The organism is Dissulfuribacter thermophilus, assembly GCF_001687335.1.
Classification (GTDB): Bacteria; Desulfobacterota; Dissulfuribacteria; order Dissulfuribacterales; family Dissulfuribacteraceae; genus Dissulfuribacter; species Dissulfuribacter thermophilus.
Genome location: NZ_MAGO01000005.1, coordinates 14,772 through 29,867 on the forward strand (window position 1 = coordinate 14,772; position 15,096 = coordinate 29,867).

The 15,096-nt window shown below is 43.2% G+C and carries 17 protein-coding genes and 1 pseudogene; 9 read left to right on the forward strand and 9 right to left on the reverse strand.

What is annotated here, in order from left to right; genetic code table 11:
- Positions 1–2: 2 nt before the first annotated feature.
- The 3 genes from DBT_RS05085 (at position 3) to DBT_RS05095 (ending at position 3,235) form a co-directional block, all read left to right on the forward strand.
- Positions 3–1,859, forward strand: coding sequence for a TonB-dependent receptor plug domain-containing protein (locus DBT_RS05085; protein WP_067617267.1), 1,857 nt, complete (start codon positions 3–5; stop codon positions 1,857–1,859).
- Between the two features lie 13 nt (positions 1,860–1,872).
- Positions 1,873–2,664: a DUF4198 domain-containing protein gene (locus DBT_RS05090; RefSeq protein WP_067617270.1), complete on the forward strand. Its 792-nt coding sequence runs from the start codon at positions 1,873–1,875 to the stop codon at positions 2,662–2,664.
- Between the two features lie 67 nt (positions 2,665–2,731).
- The gene (locus DBT_RS05095) at positions 2,732–3,235 is read left to right on the forward strand and encodes a hypothetical protein (protein WP_067617273.1); all 504 of its coding nucleotides are present in this window, start codon (positions 2,732–2,734) and stop codon (positions 3,233–3,235) included.
- 303 nt (positions 3,236–3,538) lie between these two features.
- Here DBT_RS05095 and DBT_RS05100 read toward each other — a convergent pair whose 3' ends face one another.
- On the reverse strand, positions 3,539–4,294 hold the full coding sequence (locus DBT_RS05100) for a metal-dependent transcriptional regulator (protein WP_067617276.1): 756 nt from the start codon (positions 4,292–4,294) through the stop codon (positions 3,539–3,541).
- A 203-nt stretch (positions 4,295–4,497) separates the two neighbouring features.
- Between DBT_RS05100 and DBT_RS05105 the strand changes: the two genes are divergently transcribed.
- The 4 genes and pseudogenes from DBT_RS05105 (at position 4,498) to DBT_RS05115 (ending at position 7,330) form a co-directional block, all read left to right on the forward strand.
- A complete protein-coding gene (locus DBT_RS05105; protein ID WP_067617280.1) occupies positions 4,498–4,731 on the forward strand; it encodes a FeoA family protein in 234 nt (77 codons plus the stop codon).
- Between the two features lie 3 nt (positions 4,732–4,734).
- Positions 4,735–5,460, forward strand: a pseudogene (locus tag DBT_RS12705) (FeoB small GTPase domain-containing protein); the annotation flags it as partial.
- A gap of 398 nt (positions 5,461–5,858) precedes the next feature.
- Positions 5,859–7,070, forward strand: coding sequence for a nucleoside recognition domain-containing protein (locus DBT_RS12710; protein ID WP_279614799.1), 1,212 nt, complete (start codon positions 5,859–5,861; stop codon positions 7,068–7,070).
- A 38-nt stretch (positions 7,071–7,108) separates the two neighbouring features.
- Positions 7,109–7,330 carry a FeoC-like transcriptional regulator gene (locus DBT_RS05115; protein ID WP_067617283.1) on the forward strand — a complete coding sequence of 74 codons (222 nt, stop codon included), beginning with the start codon at positions 7,109–7,111 and terminating at the stop codon, positions 7,328–7,330.
- A gap of 52 nt (positions 7,331–7,382) precedes the next feature.
- Here DBT_RS05115 and DBT_RS05120 read toward each other — a convergent pair whose 3' ends face one another.
- The 7 genes from DBT_RS05120 to DBT_RS05145 form a co-directional block, all read right to left on the reverse strand.
- On the reverse strand, positions 7,383–8,555 hold the full coding sequence (locus DBT_RS05120; protein ID WP_083186645.1) for a (Fe-S)-binding protein: 1,173 nt from the start codon (positions 8,553–8,555) through the stop codon (positions 7,383–7,385).
- A gap of 73 nt (positions 8,556–8,628) precedes the next feature.
- Positions 8,629–9,495, reverse strand: coding sequence for a bifunctional UDP-sugar hydrolase/5'-nucleotidase (locus DBT_RS05125; protein ID WP_067617290.1), 867 nt, complete (start codon positions 9,493–9,495; stop codon positions 8,629–8,631).
- 75 nt (positions 9,496–9,570) lie between these two features.
- Complete coding sequence (locus DBT_RS12060) at positions 9,571–9,729, reverse strand: hypothetical protein (RefSeq protein WP_153304047.1); 159 nt, start codon at positions 9,727–9,729, stop codon at positions 9,571–9,573.
- On the reverse strand, positions 9,713–10,309 hold the full coding sequence (locus DBT_RS05130) for an HD domain-containing protein (RefSeq protein WP_083186646.1): 597 nt from the start codon (positions 10,307–10,309) through the stop codon (positions 9,713–9,715). Before DBT_RS05130 ends, DBT_RS12060 begins: the two co-directional genes overlap by 17 nt.
- Complete coding sequence (gene holA, locus DBT_RS05135; protein ID WP_067617293.1) at positions 10,306–11,406, reverse strand: DNA polymerase III subunit delta; 1,101 nt, start codon at positions 11,404–11,406, stop codon at positions 10,306–10,308. Before holA ends, DBT_RS05130 begins: the two co-directional genes overlap by 4 nt.
- Positions 11,390–12,211: a pyrroline-5-carboxylate reductase gene (proC, locus tag DBT_RS05140; protein ID WP_067617296.1), complete on the reverse strand. Its 822-nt coding sequence runs from the start codon at positions 12,209–12,211 to the stop codon at positions 11,390–11,392. Before proC ends, holA begins: the two co-directional genes overlap by 17 nt.
- 28 nt (positions 12,212–12,239) lie before the next feature.
- Positions 12,240–12,938 carry a transcriptional repressor gene (locus tag DBT_RS05145; RefSeq protein ID WP_067617299.1) on the reverse strand — a complete coding sequence of 233 codons (699 nt, stop codon included), beginning with the start codon at positions 12,936–12,938 and terminating at the stop codon, positions 12,240–12,242.
- Between the two features lie 156 nt (positions 12,939–13,094).
- Here DBT_RS05145 and DBT_RS05150 point away from each other — a divergent pair, with 156 nt between their 5' ends.
- The gene (locus tag DBT_RS05150; RefSeq protein WP_067617302.1) at positions 13,095–14,366 is read left to right on the forward strand and encodes a B12-binding domain-containing radical SAM protein; all 1,272 of its coding nucleotides are present in this window, start codon (positions 13,095–13,097) and stop codon (positions 14,364–14,366) included.
- Positions 14,330–14,842, forward strand: coding sequence for a tRNA (cytidine(34)-2'-O)-methyltransferase (locus DBT_RS05155; RefSeq protein ID WP_067617305.1), 513 nt, complete (start codon positions 14,330–14,332; stop codon positions 14,840–14,842). The genes DBT_RS05150 and DBT_RS05155 overlap by 37 nt, the downstream gene beginning before the upstream one ends.
- On the opposite strand, the gene DBT_RS05160 is transcribed toward DBT_RS05155, so the two are convergent.
- Positions 14,833–15,027, reverse strand: coding sequence for a hypothetical protein (locus DBT_RS05160; RefSeq protein WP_067617308.1), 195 nt, complete (start codon positions 15,025–15,027; stop codon positions 14,833–14,835). The genes DBT_RS05155 and DBT_RS05160 overlap by 10 nt on opposite strands.
- Positions 15,028–15,096: the final 69 nt, after the last annotated feature.

Sequence of the window (15,096 nt, forward strand, 5' to 3'; positions counted from 1 at the left end):
TCATGGTTCATGTCTTACTGTCTTTAAGCTTTCTATTCTGCCTGTTTCAGGCTATTGAGTCACCTGTTGCCTTTGGACAAGATAAAATCAACGAATTGCCAGAACTCATTGTAACTGCTACAAAAACTCTTCACACTTTAGAAGACACCCCCATTGAAACCACTGTGATATCCCGGGAAGATATTGACAACTCCAATGCCCTCACTGTGAGCGATCTACTTCGCTACACTCCAGGACTTTTTATCAGGGCTGAAGATGTTCCAGGGATCTCAGGGTGGCGCTCAAAAATTAGGGGACTCGACTTCAATAATGGCTATGGCTTGATCCTGGTAGATGGCCAGAGGATAAAAGGCGGTGGAATGGGAGAATATGGCTATGGATTAAACCAAATTCCTTTGGACCTAATCGATCATATAGAGATAGTAAAGGGGCCTGGTTCTGTTCTCTATGGGAGCGATGCAGTGGCTGGGGTGATAAATATCATTACTAAACCCATTCCCAAGAAACCTCTATTGAGTGCATCGGCTCTTTACGGCACCCATGAGACCAAAATATTCAATCTTACTGGAGGCGCCTCTATTAACAGGGGGAAGGCTGGATTTCTTATGAGCCTCGATAGGGAAGAATCCGATCGATCAAAATATGGCGCTGGAGACGACGATTACGAAAGGAATCACTTCTTCACAAAATTAACGTATTTACCAACTCCGGACTTGACTCTTGGTCTGACATTCAAATGGGAGGATAGAGAGCGGATATATGCTGATGAAAAAAAGACCCGTCTTTCTCCATCCATCCAGTGGCATCTCCGAAACGGAGGTAGATTAGCCCTTAGCGGTTACGTATATGACTGGGATTTCCATCATTTCACTCCTGGTTATACCGAACGACGCGGAGATATGTACTACCGTCAAGGGGAAGTTCTATATTCCCAGCCACTATGGGACTCTCATCTAATCACTATAGGAGGAGAATATCTTGAAGAGGAGTTGGATTACAATCTGGCCCAAAAAACAATCGACACCAGAAGTGTATTGGTCCAGGACGAAATTGAAATAGAACTGGCAGACCGAATTCTGTCTCTCACCTTGGGAGGAAGATACGATGACCATTCCGTCTTTGGCAGTGAATTCAATCCACGTTTGGCTGCGATGCTGACAGTAAATCCCTCTACTAGAATAAGACTTTTGATTGGCAGATCGTTTAAAAGCCCCACCATCAGGCAACTCTATTATAAAGAACCCTTTAGACACAGTAGTTACTGGTACAAATCAAATCCGAATCTAAGCCCTGAAAACTCCTGGGGATACTCTTTTGGTATAGAAAAGACTTTTATGAAAAAACATGCCCTCTCTTTAACTGTTTTCAGAAATGATATCGATGACATGGTTGCACGAGTAGAGACAGATGAGACTATAGATGGCCTACCAGTCATCTCTTATGAAAATATCAATAAGGCCTACACCCAGGGTATTGAACTGGGCCTCCAAACCGTCCTCCCGTTTGGATTAGATCTTTCAATAAATTACACATTTCTCGATACTGAGGACAAAAATACTCACAAGGAACTCACCTACTCACCAAACAACACTTTGGCCTTAAGACTAGGATACCAAAACAAGGACTGTGGCCTAAGGCTCTCTATTGGAACTCAATTCGTAGATGACATGTATAAAGACAGAGACAACACCAAAAAGACTGATGACTATTGGCTAACCGAGGCCAAAATCATAAAGGATCTCAACTCTCACCTAAGCCTTTCCCTTGAGGTAGATAATCTGTTCGATACCAACTATGGCGAACCCGAAAGAGATTGGTTGGGACGTACGATATTCGTCAGCATAAAAACAAATCTTTAAAAGGAGGCATGTCATGAAAAGACAGAAGATTTTTTTAGGGTTTATCCTGGTTTGTTTTTTACTCTCCTTAACGAAAACGGCCAAGGCCCACTTCATGTGGATCAATCCCAAGACTTACCAATTGAATAGCGGTCAGACCCTCAACCTAACCTTGGGCTGGGGACACTCTTTCCCAGGGGCAGGTGGTGACTTTTTACCTAATAATCAGGTAGAACAGCTCTATTTCATTGATCCCTTGAATAATCAAGGGGACATAGGCCCCAGCCAATATCCAATAACCTTCAAGACCACAGACCTATTAAGGACCGAAGGAACCTATTTATTGGTAGCAGAGAGGAAAGGTGGTTTCTTTACCAAGACCGTAGAAGGCTTTAAGCGACAATCTAAAGAGGGCTTAACAGACGTCCTTTACTGTAAATATTCCAGGATGTTTGCCAAGTCCATAGTAAATGTGGGCAAACCGGGCGGCAAGGCATATCAAAGGCTGATCGGTAGTGAGCTTGAGGTGATACCATTGGCAAATCCAAGCCTTGTAAAGGCCGGCGAATATCTACCCATCAAGGTATTGTTGCGCGGAAAACCCTTTGCAAAACAATTTGTCTATGCTACCTACGTTGGTTTTTCCTCCAGTGATCATCTGGCCTTTTCCTATGTTACCAAAACAGATTCCAAGGGTAATGCCTTGATAAGATTAGACAAAAAAGGGATATGGCTAATCATGGCACGTTTTGAAGAACCTTACAAACAAAAGGATAAGTGCGACTATTCTTCCCTGATAAGCACTCTGACTTTTGAAATCCCATGAAAGCTGGGGCCCTCTACGGCCCCTTATATGCATTTGATTTTAGATAGTCTTTTTGGGAACTCTTTGAATGGATCCAAAGCTGTGGAACATGGTATTAAGTAAAGGGGAACCTGAGAAATATTGTTTTCTTATAACAATTCTACTTTTTTGGCCCTCTATTATGTATGCCCATGGGGTAATGGGTGAGACAGGCAAAGGTGGTATCGTATTACAAGCTCGATACGACACAGGAGAACCCATGAGTTACTGCAAGGTTAGGATCACCGCCCCTAATTCCAAATTGGCCTTCCAGGTTGGCAACACAGATAGAAACGGACGATTTTGCTTTTTCCCTGATACCCAAGGGGAATGGAATGTAGTGGTGAGTGATGAAATGGGCCACAGACTCGAAATGGTGATACCCGTCAAGGAAGAAATGAAATCAGGCGCTGGCCAACGGCTTGAAGGGCCGGTGGAGCGCCTGATTTCGCGATATGAAAGGGCCATAACAGGCCTCTCTCTCATCTTCGGGGTTACAGGTATCATACTCTGGTGGAGGACAAAAAGATCCAAAATTTATCTCAATGAATAATCGCTTGGCAAATAAAAAAGGGCGTAAACAGTGGCGCCAATGGCTTAATCACTGCTTACGCCCTCACTTCCAGGCCCCAAAGTGCCTGGCCGTAGGACCTACCTGGTAAGCGTTTTATTCTGCTGTTGCCAGTACCTGTACGAGCTTTTTTAGCAGATTTTCTAGCCTCTTAGACTTAAAGGCCTTACGGGTATCTTCAATCACTGTTATGGCCTCAAAAATGGCCTCCCTATAAAGTCTCGTTCTGCAAGTTGCACCTACCTTTGATTTGAACGGAAGAATTCATTGTTTCCTCCTTTTCTCTTAAAGAATTTCTACCTCTATTTTAGAGGCTTCTTCTTTTCGAAGACTCAGATGATAACCCATTACCTTAACCTCTATGGGATCACCTATTGGAGCTATTCTTTCTACCTCAATCACAGTTCCTGGGGTGACCCCCATCTCTTTAAATCTCTTTTTTAGAGAGCCCTTTGCCTTTATTCTTTTAATCATCCCCTTGTCTCCTATATTCAATTTTGAGAGAGGTATTTGCCTGGCTACATCATCAACCGATTCATCACTGCTATGCACCCTTTCCTTAACAAGATTTATACATTGCTCACACAGATCTTTCTTTGCCCCACTTTCTAAGTGCCTTTGAAAACCCTTTATGAGTTCTTGGCCTCCAAGGGGACAAATCTCAATAAATTCTATAAACTTGACAAGACGATTTACGATATCTGGTGGGATTCCATGCTCAAGCCTACATGCAGCCTCATCAGCTGCATCTGGTTCAACAGCAAGTACCTTTACGAAAAAATCCTTCAATACTTCATGTCGTCTTACTATTTCCTTTGCAAGCTTTTCTCCTTCAGCCGTAAGAGTTATGACATCATACGGTGCGTAATTAAGAAAATTCCTCTTGGCAAGGGTCCTTAGCGCACCTGTTACAGATGCACTGCTAACCTTCAATCTTTGGGCAATATCTTTGACTCGTACCGCCTTTTTTTCCTGAATTATGTTGTAAATGGCTTCAAGATAGTCTTCGAGGCTTGATGTAAGCGCCAAAGTATCAGTCATTTTTTCACCTTCTTTTTTTTGTCAGATTATAACAAAGCACCTATGAGAGTCAACAAAAATTTTAGGCTTACCTAAAAAATCTAACATTGCCTTGACATTTTTACCAAATCACGCTATTGATGACCAATATATTTAGGTATGCCTAATTTTTTATGCCATCTTAAATGACAATCTTTGTCTATTCCATAAGGAGGAAAACCGATATGAAAAAAAGGCTCTCTGAACTACCTGTAGGTGCCAAAGGAAAGATTACTGGCTTCTATCAGGATTCAATTCGTTGCAGGGAACGACTTGCCTCCATGGGACTTACCCCCAATACCGTATTAGAAATCCTAAGAATCGCACCGATGGGCGATCCTGTTGAGATAAAGGTTAGGGGCTACATGCTTAGCCTTAGGCTGGATGAGGCTAGGTCAGTCGTTGTAGAGGAGGTCTAAAACATGGACAGATTAAAAATCGGAATAGTTGGAAATCCAAATTGTGGCAAGACAACCCTCTTCAATCTCCTTACAGGGACAAAACAGCGGGTCGGCAATTGGCCCGGCGTCACAGTAGATAAAAAGGTAGGATTCTTCAAACATGGGCCCTATGAAATAGAACTAGTTGATACCCCTGGTATTTATTCCATTTCTGCATCTTCAGTAGACGAAAAAGTGGCGCGAGACTTTGTCCTTTCACATGAAGCTGATCTTATAGTGAATATTGTAGATGCCTCTAATTTGGAACGGAACCTCTACCTCACCATCCAGCTCATAGAGATGAGAATACCATTCATCATTGCCCTCAACATGATGGACGTTGCCAAAGCAAAAGGGATGGAAATAAATATTGAACGTCTTTCAAAGGAACTGGGATGTAGTATCGTACCCCTAGTTGCCTCAAAAGGCCATGGCGTAAATGAACTCAAAGACAAAATCCTAAAGTCTGCACTAGAAAAGACCCTACCTTTGTTCAATCTGGACATACCAAACGAGATAAAGGATGCAATTTTTGAGCTGAGACAGTACGTTGGAGATCTTGCCCTTTCAAAGGGTATTGAACCCATGTGGCTTGCCCTTAAAGTCCTTGAAGACGATCCTGATGTTCAGGCCATGGTGGGAGAAGCCACTAAAAAAAGGGCAGAGGAGCTCAAAAAGCGCATAGAGGAAAAGACCGGCGAAGATACAGACATCCTCATTGCTTCAGCACGATATAACTTCATTTCAAGGCTCACTAAAGAGGCTCTGACAAAAACTACACAGATAAAAGAGACGGTCTCAGATAGAATTGACAGGATAGTGCTAAACAGGGCACTGGGAATCCCCATCTTTCTATGCACCATGTATCTTATGTTCCTCTTCACAATAAATATTGGTGGTGCCTTTATAGACTTCTTTGACATCCTTGCCGGCGCAATTTTTGTAGATGGCCTAAAATATATGCTAAGCACAATAGATACTCCGCTATGGCTTACAACAATAATTGCAGATGGGATTGGAGGGGGTATTCAAACCATGGCCACCTTCATCCCCCCCTATTGGTTTTATGTTCCTTTTTTCTGTCCTTTCTTGAAGATTCTGGCTATATGGCCCGTGCCGCATTTGTCATGGACAGGTTCATGCGTTTTATCGGACTACCTGGGAATGCCTTTATCCCTATGCTCGTGGGATTTGGATGTAATGTACCTGCTATCATGGCAACCCGCACTCTTCAAACACAACGGGACAGAATCTTGACCATCATGATGAATCCGTTCATGTCCTGCGGTGCGCGGTTGCCAGTATATGCCCTGTTTGCCGCTGCCTTCTTCCCTCATGGCGGACAAAATCTTGTTTTATTACTATATGTTACCGGGATAGCCATTGCAGTCTTAACTGGCATAATCCTCAGAAATACCCTCTTAAAGGGCGAGATTACTCCCTTTGTAATGGAACTTCCTCCATATCACCTGCCTACACCAAGATCAGTCCTTTTAAGGACCTATGAACGCCTCAAAAGTTTCCTCTTCAGGGCAGGAAAGGTACTGGTCCCCATCATAGTTTTACTCTCATTTTTTAATTCCATTGGTACTGATGGGACTTTCGGGAACGAAAACACCCCCAATTCAGTACTTGCTTCAATGAGTAAAAAAATTGCCCCTGCATTCAGTACAATTGGCATAACTGAAGAAAACTGGCCTGCCACAGTCGGGCTATTCAGTGGTATTTTTGCCAAAGAGGCAGTTGTTGGGACTCTTGATTCTCTTTATAACAACATGGACAAAAAAATCTCTACTGGAGAAATGGACAGTGAAGGGGAAAATGGTTTCAATTTCCTTGCCTCCCTCAAAGAGGCATTTTTGACCATTCCTGAAAACTTAAAAGAGGTTACAAATAGCCTTTTAGATCCCATCGGAATCTCAATAGATTATGCCTCTAACATTGATGAAGCGTCTAAAGAAATGGAAGTCAACAAAAACACCTTTGGATCAATGGTCACCCTATTTGGTAGTAAGATTGCGGCCTTTGCCTATCTCCTTTTTGTGCTCCTGTACTTTCCCTGTAGTGCTGCTATTGCAGCCATTTATAGAGAAACCAATTTAAAGTGGACCCTATTTGGCGGTTTTTGGACCACCTTTATGGCATGGACTACTTCAACTATCTTCTATCAGTCCGCCACATTTAATCAGCATCCTCATTCATCCATGTTCTGGATAATAATTTGCGTGTCTTTGTTCCTGGGTATCGTAGGCCTGCTCTATTTAATAGGCTCCAAGAGAAGCGCTTGCCAGGAAGCTACGGCGATGCTTGAGAGCTAAATATAGTCTTCTTAATTACTTTTGAGAGGTATATAAAAATGGATCCAATTCAGTTAAAAAATTATCTCAAGAAGAGGAAGATAGCCCCACTTGAAGACATAGTGAATCACTTCAAGGCTGAAGCGTTAGTAGTTGAACTTATGTGTGATCTATGGATACGTAAAGGCAAACTAGTCAAATACACACAAAATTTGGGATGTGCAAAAGGATGCTGCAAGTGTGCCTCGTCAAAAATTACACTTTATGAATGGGTTGATTAGTAATTTTCCCTGTTGTGGCCCCACAAAATCAAGGGGCCACAACAGCTATATCTCACAGGATCTCTATCACGTGTCTTGCAACCCTGTTTGCCTTTTTACCATACATAGATTCCATTCCCATCCTCCACTGGAGCATACATCCAGAACAGGTGGTAACCAAAAGGTCTGCTCCTGAACTCTCAAATTCGCTCATAGCACGTTTAAAGATCTCCTGGCTCCATTGTGAAAATTTCATTGAAAACGTGCCTCCATGTCCGCAACAAACTGATATCCTGGCCATAACCTCATGACCATAATCTTTTAGAAGATGTTCGATCCCTTCAGACTTATTAGATCCCAAAAACCTTTCATGACACGGACTGTGAATGGCTACCTTAAGGCCTTTAGATACCTTATTTGTCATGCGATGAGAGCCTATCCCTACTAGGAATTCGCCCACATCAATCAGCATCTCAGCAGCGGCCTTTGCCCGCTCAAACTCAGAAGAGCCCTCTGAAAATGCCAAGGGCCATATTTTTTTTATAGTGTAGGCACAACTTGAACACAGGGTAATTATGGCTCCGGTATCCCTTTCAAGCAGGCAATCGAGATTCCTTTTTACAAGACTCCTAAAGGCATCCTTCCAGCCTGCACTCCACGCTGGAAGTCCACAACACACCTGGGCCTCTGGAACCCTGACCTTATTTCCCAAAAAACTAAGCCCCTGCTCTGGGATATGTGGCAACAGATAATTTTGGACGCATCCAACAAAAAAGCTTATCCTCTTGTCCCCAGACCTCAGTTTAGGAACTCTCTTCCTTTTTACGGTTTCAACAAATGACCGTTTGGGAAAACTGGGGGTTCCCCACGGTGTCATCTTGATGATTCTAGAGGCCAGCCCTGAACCAATTGGGAGTTTCGAGATACGTTTTATAAAAAAATCACTCAGTCCGGGCCGTGATACCACAAATTTTATTATTTCATCCCAATTACCATGTGATTCAGTAGTTGAACGGATCTCTCTAACGAGACGCCCAACCTCTGCCTCAGATGGACACAAGGACTCACATGCCCCGCACTGGAGACATGCACCGATAGTCTCAAGGGTCTCTTCTTCAGAGGACAAAGCCGAAGTGCAGGCTGAAATCAGGTGATATTTTCCCCTTGGAGAAAGCCGCTCGTTTAACGCAACCGAATAAACAGGGCAAAATGAATGACACTTTCCGCATCTCGAACACTTATTCATTGGCTAATCATCGTACTCCATCACTGGATGTCACAAAGGCCATCTACTGTAGGGGTCAATGTGTAAGCACATACTATTTTTGGGGCACCTCTTTAGGTGAAGTAGCTTTTTTTAGTAATTCTATAAATGGATTCGGAGTACTAGGCACAACACGCTGAGTGGAGTTTTCTCCCCTTTCCTTTAAATGCATGGATTTTCTCTTTTTGGCCTCCTCTAAGGCCTTTAAAAAGGGATTGGGACTACTGGATAATACCTGGTACTTTTTCTTTAAGGCCTCAATATCGGCTTGTACGCCTTTGTCCGCTGGAAAATGAGCATATAGATAATACAAGGTGTTATGTAGCCTTAGGATGGATCCATCTTTAGCAACAGCCACCTCTGCAAATCCAACCCCCTTCCCCTTTGGCAATGTAGAGAGCACATAGGTCCCACCCTCTTTAATGGGATTGGTTCGTGTTGGGCCTGTGCCACTAAGTATACCGATGTCCACACTTGGAATCCCTTTAAGCAATTGCATGAACCTAGTCTGATCAAGGTCTGTCAAAACCACTATCACATCTGAAATTTTTTCTACTTCCCCAACAACTTTGAGGAGTTCGTCTCTGGGATTCCTAATCTCATATCTGACAGTTTTCTGGTAGCTGTTACCAGAGTCATCAGTAATTCCTATGAATGCAATCCTGACATCATTGACCTTGACTATTTCATAGGGATCAAACAGCCTTTTTGTCCCTGAATAGATATTTGACGAAATCAGTTTGAGACCGTATCTCTTACCAAAGATCTTTAAAAAATCTATTGAAAGGCCGAGATCCTTGTTCCCTACGGCAACACACCTATAGTTCATCTCCTTATAATATCTCATAAGGAGCTTTGCCCTATCTCGTGCCTCAGCAATATGGCCAGCATCTCCGCCAAAGGAATTGCCTGCATCTACCAATATAAGACCTGAATTTTTCTTTAACTCATTACGGATCCAACTGACCCGTCTGGCTATACCGCCAATCTCGCCCTTTCAAGTGGAGCAGGGTTCAAGTTTCCCCCAAGTCCTACCAGTATAGACAATATTAATGATTTTGGCCTGACCCTTTGCAAACGCTGTATTGGCAAAAAATAATGCGATTGCCACCAGGGCTAAGACGACCACATCTGTCCAATTAGCCAATCTCTTCATATCGATCCTCCTCAGAGAAAGTTTCCATCCACCAGGATGCCCAGTGTTCATCCAATATGGCCTCAGCCATTTTTCTGGCACAACTGGTTTTTAAACGCCTTTTAACATGGGGAATCCACTTCTTGGCATCCTCACTGCCAAGATCCATCTTTTCCTTGAGAGATATGAGCATATCCAACTGATCGGCATCCCTTGCAAGCTTCGATTCAATCGTATCTGCCTCCTTCCACTCCTTAAGGATCTTGGCAATCTCCTCGCCTTGATCAAGACCTTCAAGCATGTCACAAATGGCCTTGTCTTCAAGGATCTGTACATATTTTTTATGTACTGCATTTGCGTCACCAGTCCGTGCCTCTGGTAAGTCGTGAAGAAGACACAACAAAAGGAGCCTTTCCACGTTTACTGGCTCATCAATAATCCTGGAAAGGACATATGCTATTATCAAGGTGCCATATGTATGGGCTGCAACGCTCTCCTTTCCCTTTCCAAGAAAGGCATATCCAGTACGAAGGGTGCGTTTTAGCATCATTGCCTCAAATAAAAATTTTGCAGTCCTTTGAGTAGCCATACATTCACTCATGAATCCAAAAACCTCTCCATAAATCTCTCAATGTGTATTCTCTCAAGGCCAGAACCAGATTTCAATGCGATATCGAGCCTTGGAAGATCTTTAATTGCCACAATAAGGGCCCTTTCGTTTTGAAGCATAGAGGCCTTCCAGAGATTGAAAAGGGCATAGGGCTTCATTTTTGCCAAAGGCCATGGAAGTGGCTCTCCAAGCTCATCCTTGATCTTTGGTAGGATCTTTGCCTGAAAAGTATTGTAAGACACCTTATCCGGATCACCAAGGCTATCCCGAAAGATGGTTTTTAACACCAAAATCCTGGCCAACCATGTACTCAACAGTTGCAGTATTGCCAGGGGATGGACCCCGTGATCAAGGAGATTCGCCAATACGATATATGCCTTGGCTCTATCCTTTTTTCCAAGGGCATGGGTAAATTCGTATATCTCTTCCTGCTTGGTCTCAACCGTTAGTTTGGCTACATCCTGAACAGTAATCCTTGTCCTATTACCAACGCCTGAAATCACCTTTTCCAGCTCAGTCTTTATATAGGCAGGGTCTTTGAGATCAATTGAGTTTAAAAACAGCTCCCTTGCGTCATTTGTAATGGTCTTTCCAGCCTCTTTGAGCCAACTGTCTATAAGGGTCCTTGCGCGTTCCACTCGATCCTTTTTTGAAAGGGCGTGGAAACTCAGATCAATAACCAATGAAAATTCATTGAGGATCCCCTTTATTTGTCTGTCTTGCGAAAGGACTTCGTCTTCTACAATGACTAGTGGAGCGGTCTTCTTTTCTTTATTTTTTTTAAACCAGTCAGATAAAAGCGATAGGCCATCTAGGCTGGACTTAGAAAAATTTCTCAAAACTACAATCCGCGCTCCCCCAAGGAGACTCTGACTCTTGAGACGATTTAAAATGGCTTGTGCATTCAGGCCTTCGCAATCAATAAGCTCAACATTTCTATGTGATACTTCTCCAAATACCGAATCAACTATCCGCTCTTCTACTGGGTAAATAAGGGTTCCTGGACCCAAAAGGGCAATATAGATTCCACCAGAGCCTTTACCTTCAAGGAGTTTAAGTACATCCTCAAGGTTAGTTTTCCTTTCCAAGTTCTTTTGACCTCTTTGTTGCCTGGCTTACGGCCTCCATTACCCCAGCCTTAAAGGCAAATTTTTCAAGGGCATGAAGCCCTCTTATGGTAGTGCCTCCGGGGCTGGTTACCATGGCCTCGAGTTTTGATGGATGTTCGTTAAGAATTTGAACAAGACGTGCTGAACCCAAGACTGTCTGCACAGCTAGCTTCTGGGCAACATCTCTTGGAAGGCCCTCCAGGATACCCCCTTCTATCAAGGCTTCTATAAATTTGAAGCAATAGGCTGGACCACTGCCGCTAAGGCCAGTGACGGTGTCCATTAACTCCTCTGGGACAGTGACAGCAATACCAACTGCCTCAAATATCTCACGTACGATTTCAAGGTCTTCTTCACTGGCACTACTTCCTGGGCTGATGGCTGCTGCACCCTCATGGACCAGGGCCGGGGTATTGGGCATCACTCGAACAACTCGAGTACCCGCCTCCAACCTGTCCTCAATAAATTTTGTTGAAATGCCTGCTGCAATGGATACTACTAGGTGTCTCGACTCTATACTTGGTCTTATATCCGCTAAGACCGGCCCCATCACCTGGGGCTTTACAGCAAGCAACACAATATCAACATTTTTTATGCACTCATCATTGGTTTCAAATGTCTTGATACCTGTATCCTTTTCAACGATTGAACGCCTTTCAAAAGATGGATCAGAGGCAAAAATTCCCATTTTATCCAATAGGCCCTTTTCTATAAGCCCTTTAATGAGGGCACTTCCCATCTGTCCTGCACCAATAAATCCTATCTTAAGACCCTTTAGCTTCATTTTTTGACCCCGTTATTTTCAATTTTTCCTAACCACGAAAGGCCTTGACCCTCACCTTATCTGCAAGGCCCTTTCCAATTGCAAGACGTGTCCCTCTGGTATTTATGATTATGGGACCATCACTAGTAATGACCTCAATTACGTCTCCCACCTTTAGTCCCATATCAGTCAGGCGTTTTTGAGCCACTTTTCCACCATCAAAGCCCACTACTTCGAGTCTCTCACCCCTTGCAGCAAGAGTAAGTGGCATTGATGGGGCTTGTCTGGGCACACCTTTAATACAGTCTGGGCACAATCCAAGAACAGTAACTTTATGGAGAATTGGCTGAAAACCATATTTTTCCGATACCCTAATGGTCCTTTCATCAAGGTCTGGATCATCAAATTCAACAATCTTGCCACAATTCGTACAGAGAAGGTGATCATGATCCATACCTACATGAAGATGTTCATAGAGGACTCCCTTGCCATTTAGAAGTATCCTCTGGGCCAGGCCATATCTACAAAGAAGGTCTAAAACCTCGTTAATTACTCCTATAGAAAGATCTCCACCACTTTCCCTGATGCACCGTTCGATGTACTCTGGAGACACGTGACCGTCTTTTTCAAGAAAACAGTCAAGTACTTTCTCTCCACCTTGAGGCAGGCATTCTCCTGTCTCATCAAGCAGCCTAAAAAATTCCTTTTTCTCTTTTTTGTGGAATTCGTCTGGATTCTTTCCTTTCAATTTTAACTCCTATGGGTTAGATCCTAAGTACCACATGCCATCACTTGAGAGTTCCCACAAATAGATTCCTATAATAGTAATGAGGGGAGGAAAATCAAGCATAAAACCCAGGGAATCCAATTCCGTAGCTGACCAGTAGCTAAAAGGGAGATATAAATGAAGGCTCTTTTGATTAACCCATGGATATACGACTTTGCAGCTTATAATTTTTGGATAAGGCCACTAGGTCTTTACAGCGTTGGAGAATGGCTTTGGGAAAGAGGGGTTAATGTCACACTCGTAGACGCACTTTCCCCTTTTAAGGCCCCTGGAAAGTTCAAGCGGACAAAAATCCCTACTCCAGACGTCTTACAAGGCATACCCAGACAATATTCTCGTTATGGAATAAGCGTGGACGAATTCGTTTATAGAATTAAATCCAATTCTCCTTTCGATGTAGTATTCGTGACCTCATCCATGTCTTATTGGTACCCTGGAGTCCAGAAGGCGATCTCCCTAGTAAAAGAGCTCTTTCCCCACATACCAGTGGTCTTAGGTGGGGTATACGCAACACTTTGGTATGATCATGCCAATACAAAAACCGGCGCAGATCTCGTGCTAAGGGGACCTATTGAGAAAAACGAACAACAACTCTCTCTTTTCCTCAATATCCCACTTAGAAGAGTTCGAAAAAAAAGACCTTGGTATCTACTTGGACTCCACGATGGCGTCCCCTATGCCGGAATAAGGACTGCCACGGGGTGTCCTTTTCGGTGTACCTATTGTGGTTCATTTGAGATCTCAGGCCCATACGCTCCAAAGAAGTGTGAAGAGGTCATAGACGAACTAACCTATCTTTATAAAGAAGGTGTAGGTGAAATCGCGTTTTACGATGATGCTCTCTTAGTGGATTTTGAATCGAGACTTGGCCCAATACTAGAGGGGATACTGGAAAGGAGCTTACATTTCAAATTCCATACCCCCAACGGTCTCCATGCTCGCTACTTGAATAAAAAGGTCGCTAGATATATGAAGAAGGCGGGTTTTCAGACCATTAGACTGAGCCTGGAGACTACCTCTATTGCCAGGCAAAAGGCCACCGGGGGAAAGGTTAGCAATGAGGCAGTAGTAGAGGCAGTTAAAAATCTTTTGGATGCAGGAATAGACAAAGATGCAATAGGGATATATCTTCTTGTGGGTCTTCCAGGCCAAGACTCCGATGAGGTCAGGGCCTCTATTGAATTTGTCAAATCTCTCGGGGTACGGCCGTATCTTGCTGAATTTTCGCCAATTCCTGGCACTATTGAATGGCAAAAATTGGTTGAGATGCGCGTGATTCCAAGGGATCTTGACCCATTGTTAACCAATAATACAGTATTTTTTAGACTCTATTCCCAAATAGGAGAAGAGGATTGGAAGGATTTTACAGCCAGGAGAATGAATCTATAAACATTGTTCTTGTAAATCCAGAAATACCTCCTAATACAGGCAATATTGCCCGTCTTTGCGGTGCAACAAAGAGCACGCTACACCTAGTCCATCCCCTTGGATTTAAAATAGATGACAAGCACCTGAGGCGTGCTGGCCTAGATTATTGGGACAAGGTCGAAATTATTCACCATGAATCACTAGATAGCTTTCTTGAAACCTATGACGATTCAAAATTTCTGTTGTTTTCTGCCAGGGGGTCAAGGCCATACACTGAGTCTCACTTTGAACCTGGATGTTTTCTCATATTTGGAAGCGAGACCAAGGGGCTTCCTGAGCACCTCTTAAAGAAATATCAAGATAAGACCTTTTATATTCCCATATGGGGGAGGGTGCGTAGTCTCAATCTTTCAACTGCAGTTGGAATCGTTGCCTATGAAGCCTATAGGAACATAGGCTTTGGAAGGCATTGGCGAATTCCAGTGGATCAGTCTTGACCAGATTGAGAGATCTCTTTTACAGTCCTATAAACTGACTTAAAGGTTTCATCAAAAGTAGCTGGGGTCACCTTTCCCATCTCGATAAATTTTACCACTATTTCCTTAGTAACCTCTAAAAGCACCTCATCTTTTCCATGTCTTATGGTATTTCCTGGCATCATTGCCTTTAATTTCTTATCCATATTACACCCCGAGCTAAATCCTGCCTGGCATATGCTAGAAAATAAATGATATTGAAGACCAATCCAAAA

Coding starts and splice junctions, on each gene's coding strand:
- DBT_RS12710 (WP_279614799.1), top strand. CDS start 5,859: ATGGCCCGTGCCGCATTTGTCATGGACAGGTTCATGCGTTTTATCGGA.
- DBT_RS05090 (WP_067617270.1), top strand. CDS start 1,873: ATGAAAAGACAGAAGATTTTTTTAGGGTTTATCCTGGTTTGTTTTTTA.
- DBT_RS05100 (WP_067617276.1), bottom strand. CDS start 4,294: ATGACTGATACTTTGGCGCTTACATCAAGCCTCGAAGACTATCTTGAA.
- DBT_RS05150 (WP_067617302.1), top strand. CDS start 13,095: ATGAAGGCTCTTTTGATTAACCCATGGATATACGACTTTGCAGCTTAT.
- DBT_RS05085 (WP_067617267.1), top strand. CDS start 3: ATGGTTCATGTCTTACTGTCTTTAAGCTTTCTATTCTGCCTGTTTCAG.
- DBT_RS12060 (WP_153304047.1), bottom strand. CDS start 9,729: ATGAAGAGATTGGCTAATTGGACAGATGTGGTCGTCTTAGCCCTGGTG.
- DBT_RS05095 (WP_067617273.1), top strand. CDS start 2,732: ATGGATCCAAAGCTGTGGAACATGGTATTAAGTAAAGGGGAACCTGAG.
- DBT_RS05105 (WP_067617280.1), top strand. CDS start 4,498: ATGAAAAAAAGGCTCTCTGAACTACCTGTAGGTGCCAAAGGAAAGATT.
- proC (WP_067617296.1), bottom strand. CDS start 12,211: ATGAAGCTAAAGGGTCTTAAGATAGGATTTATTGGTGCAGGACAGATG.
- DBT_RS05115 (WP_067617283.1), top strand. CDS start 7,109: ATGGATCCAATTCAGTTAAAAAATTATCTCAAGAAGAGGAAGATAGCC.
- DBT_RS05160 (WP_067617308.1), bottom strand. CDS start 15,027: ATGGATAAGAAATTAAAGGCAATGATGCCAGGAAATACCATAAGACAT.
- DBT_RS05130 (WP_083186646.1), bottom strand. CDS start 10,309: ATGAGTGAATGTATGGCTACTCAAAGGACTGCAAAATTTTTATTTGAG.
- DBT_RS05120 (WP_083186645.1), bottom strand. CDS start 8,555: ATGAATAAGTGTTCGAGATGCGGAAAGTGTCATTCATTTTGCCCTGTT.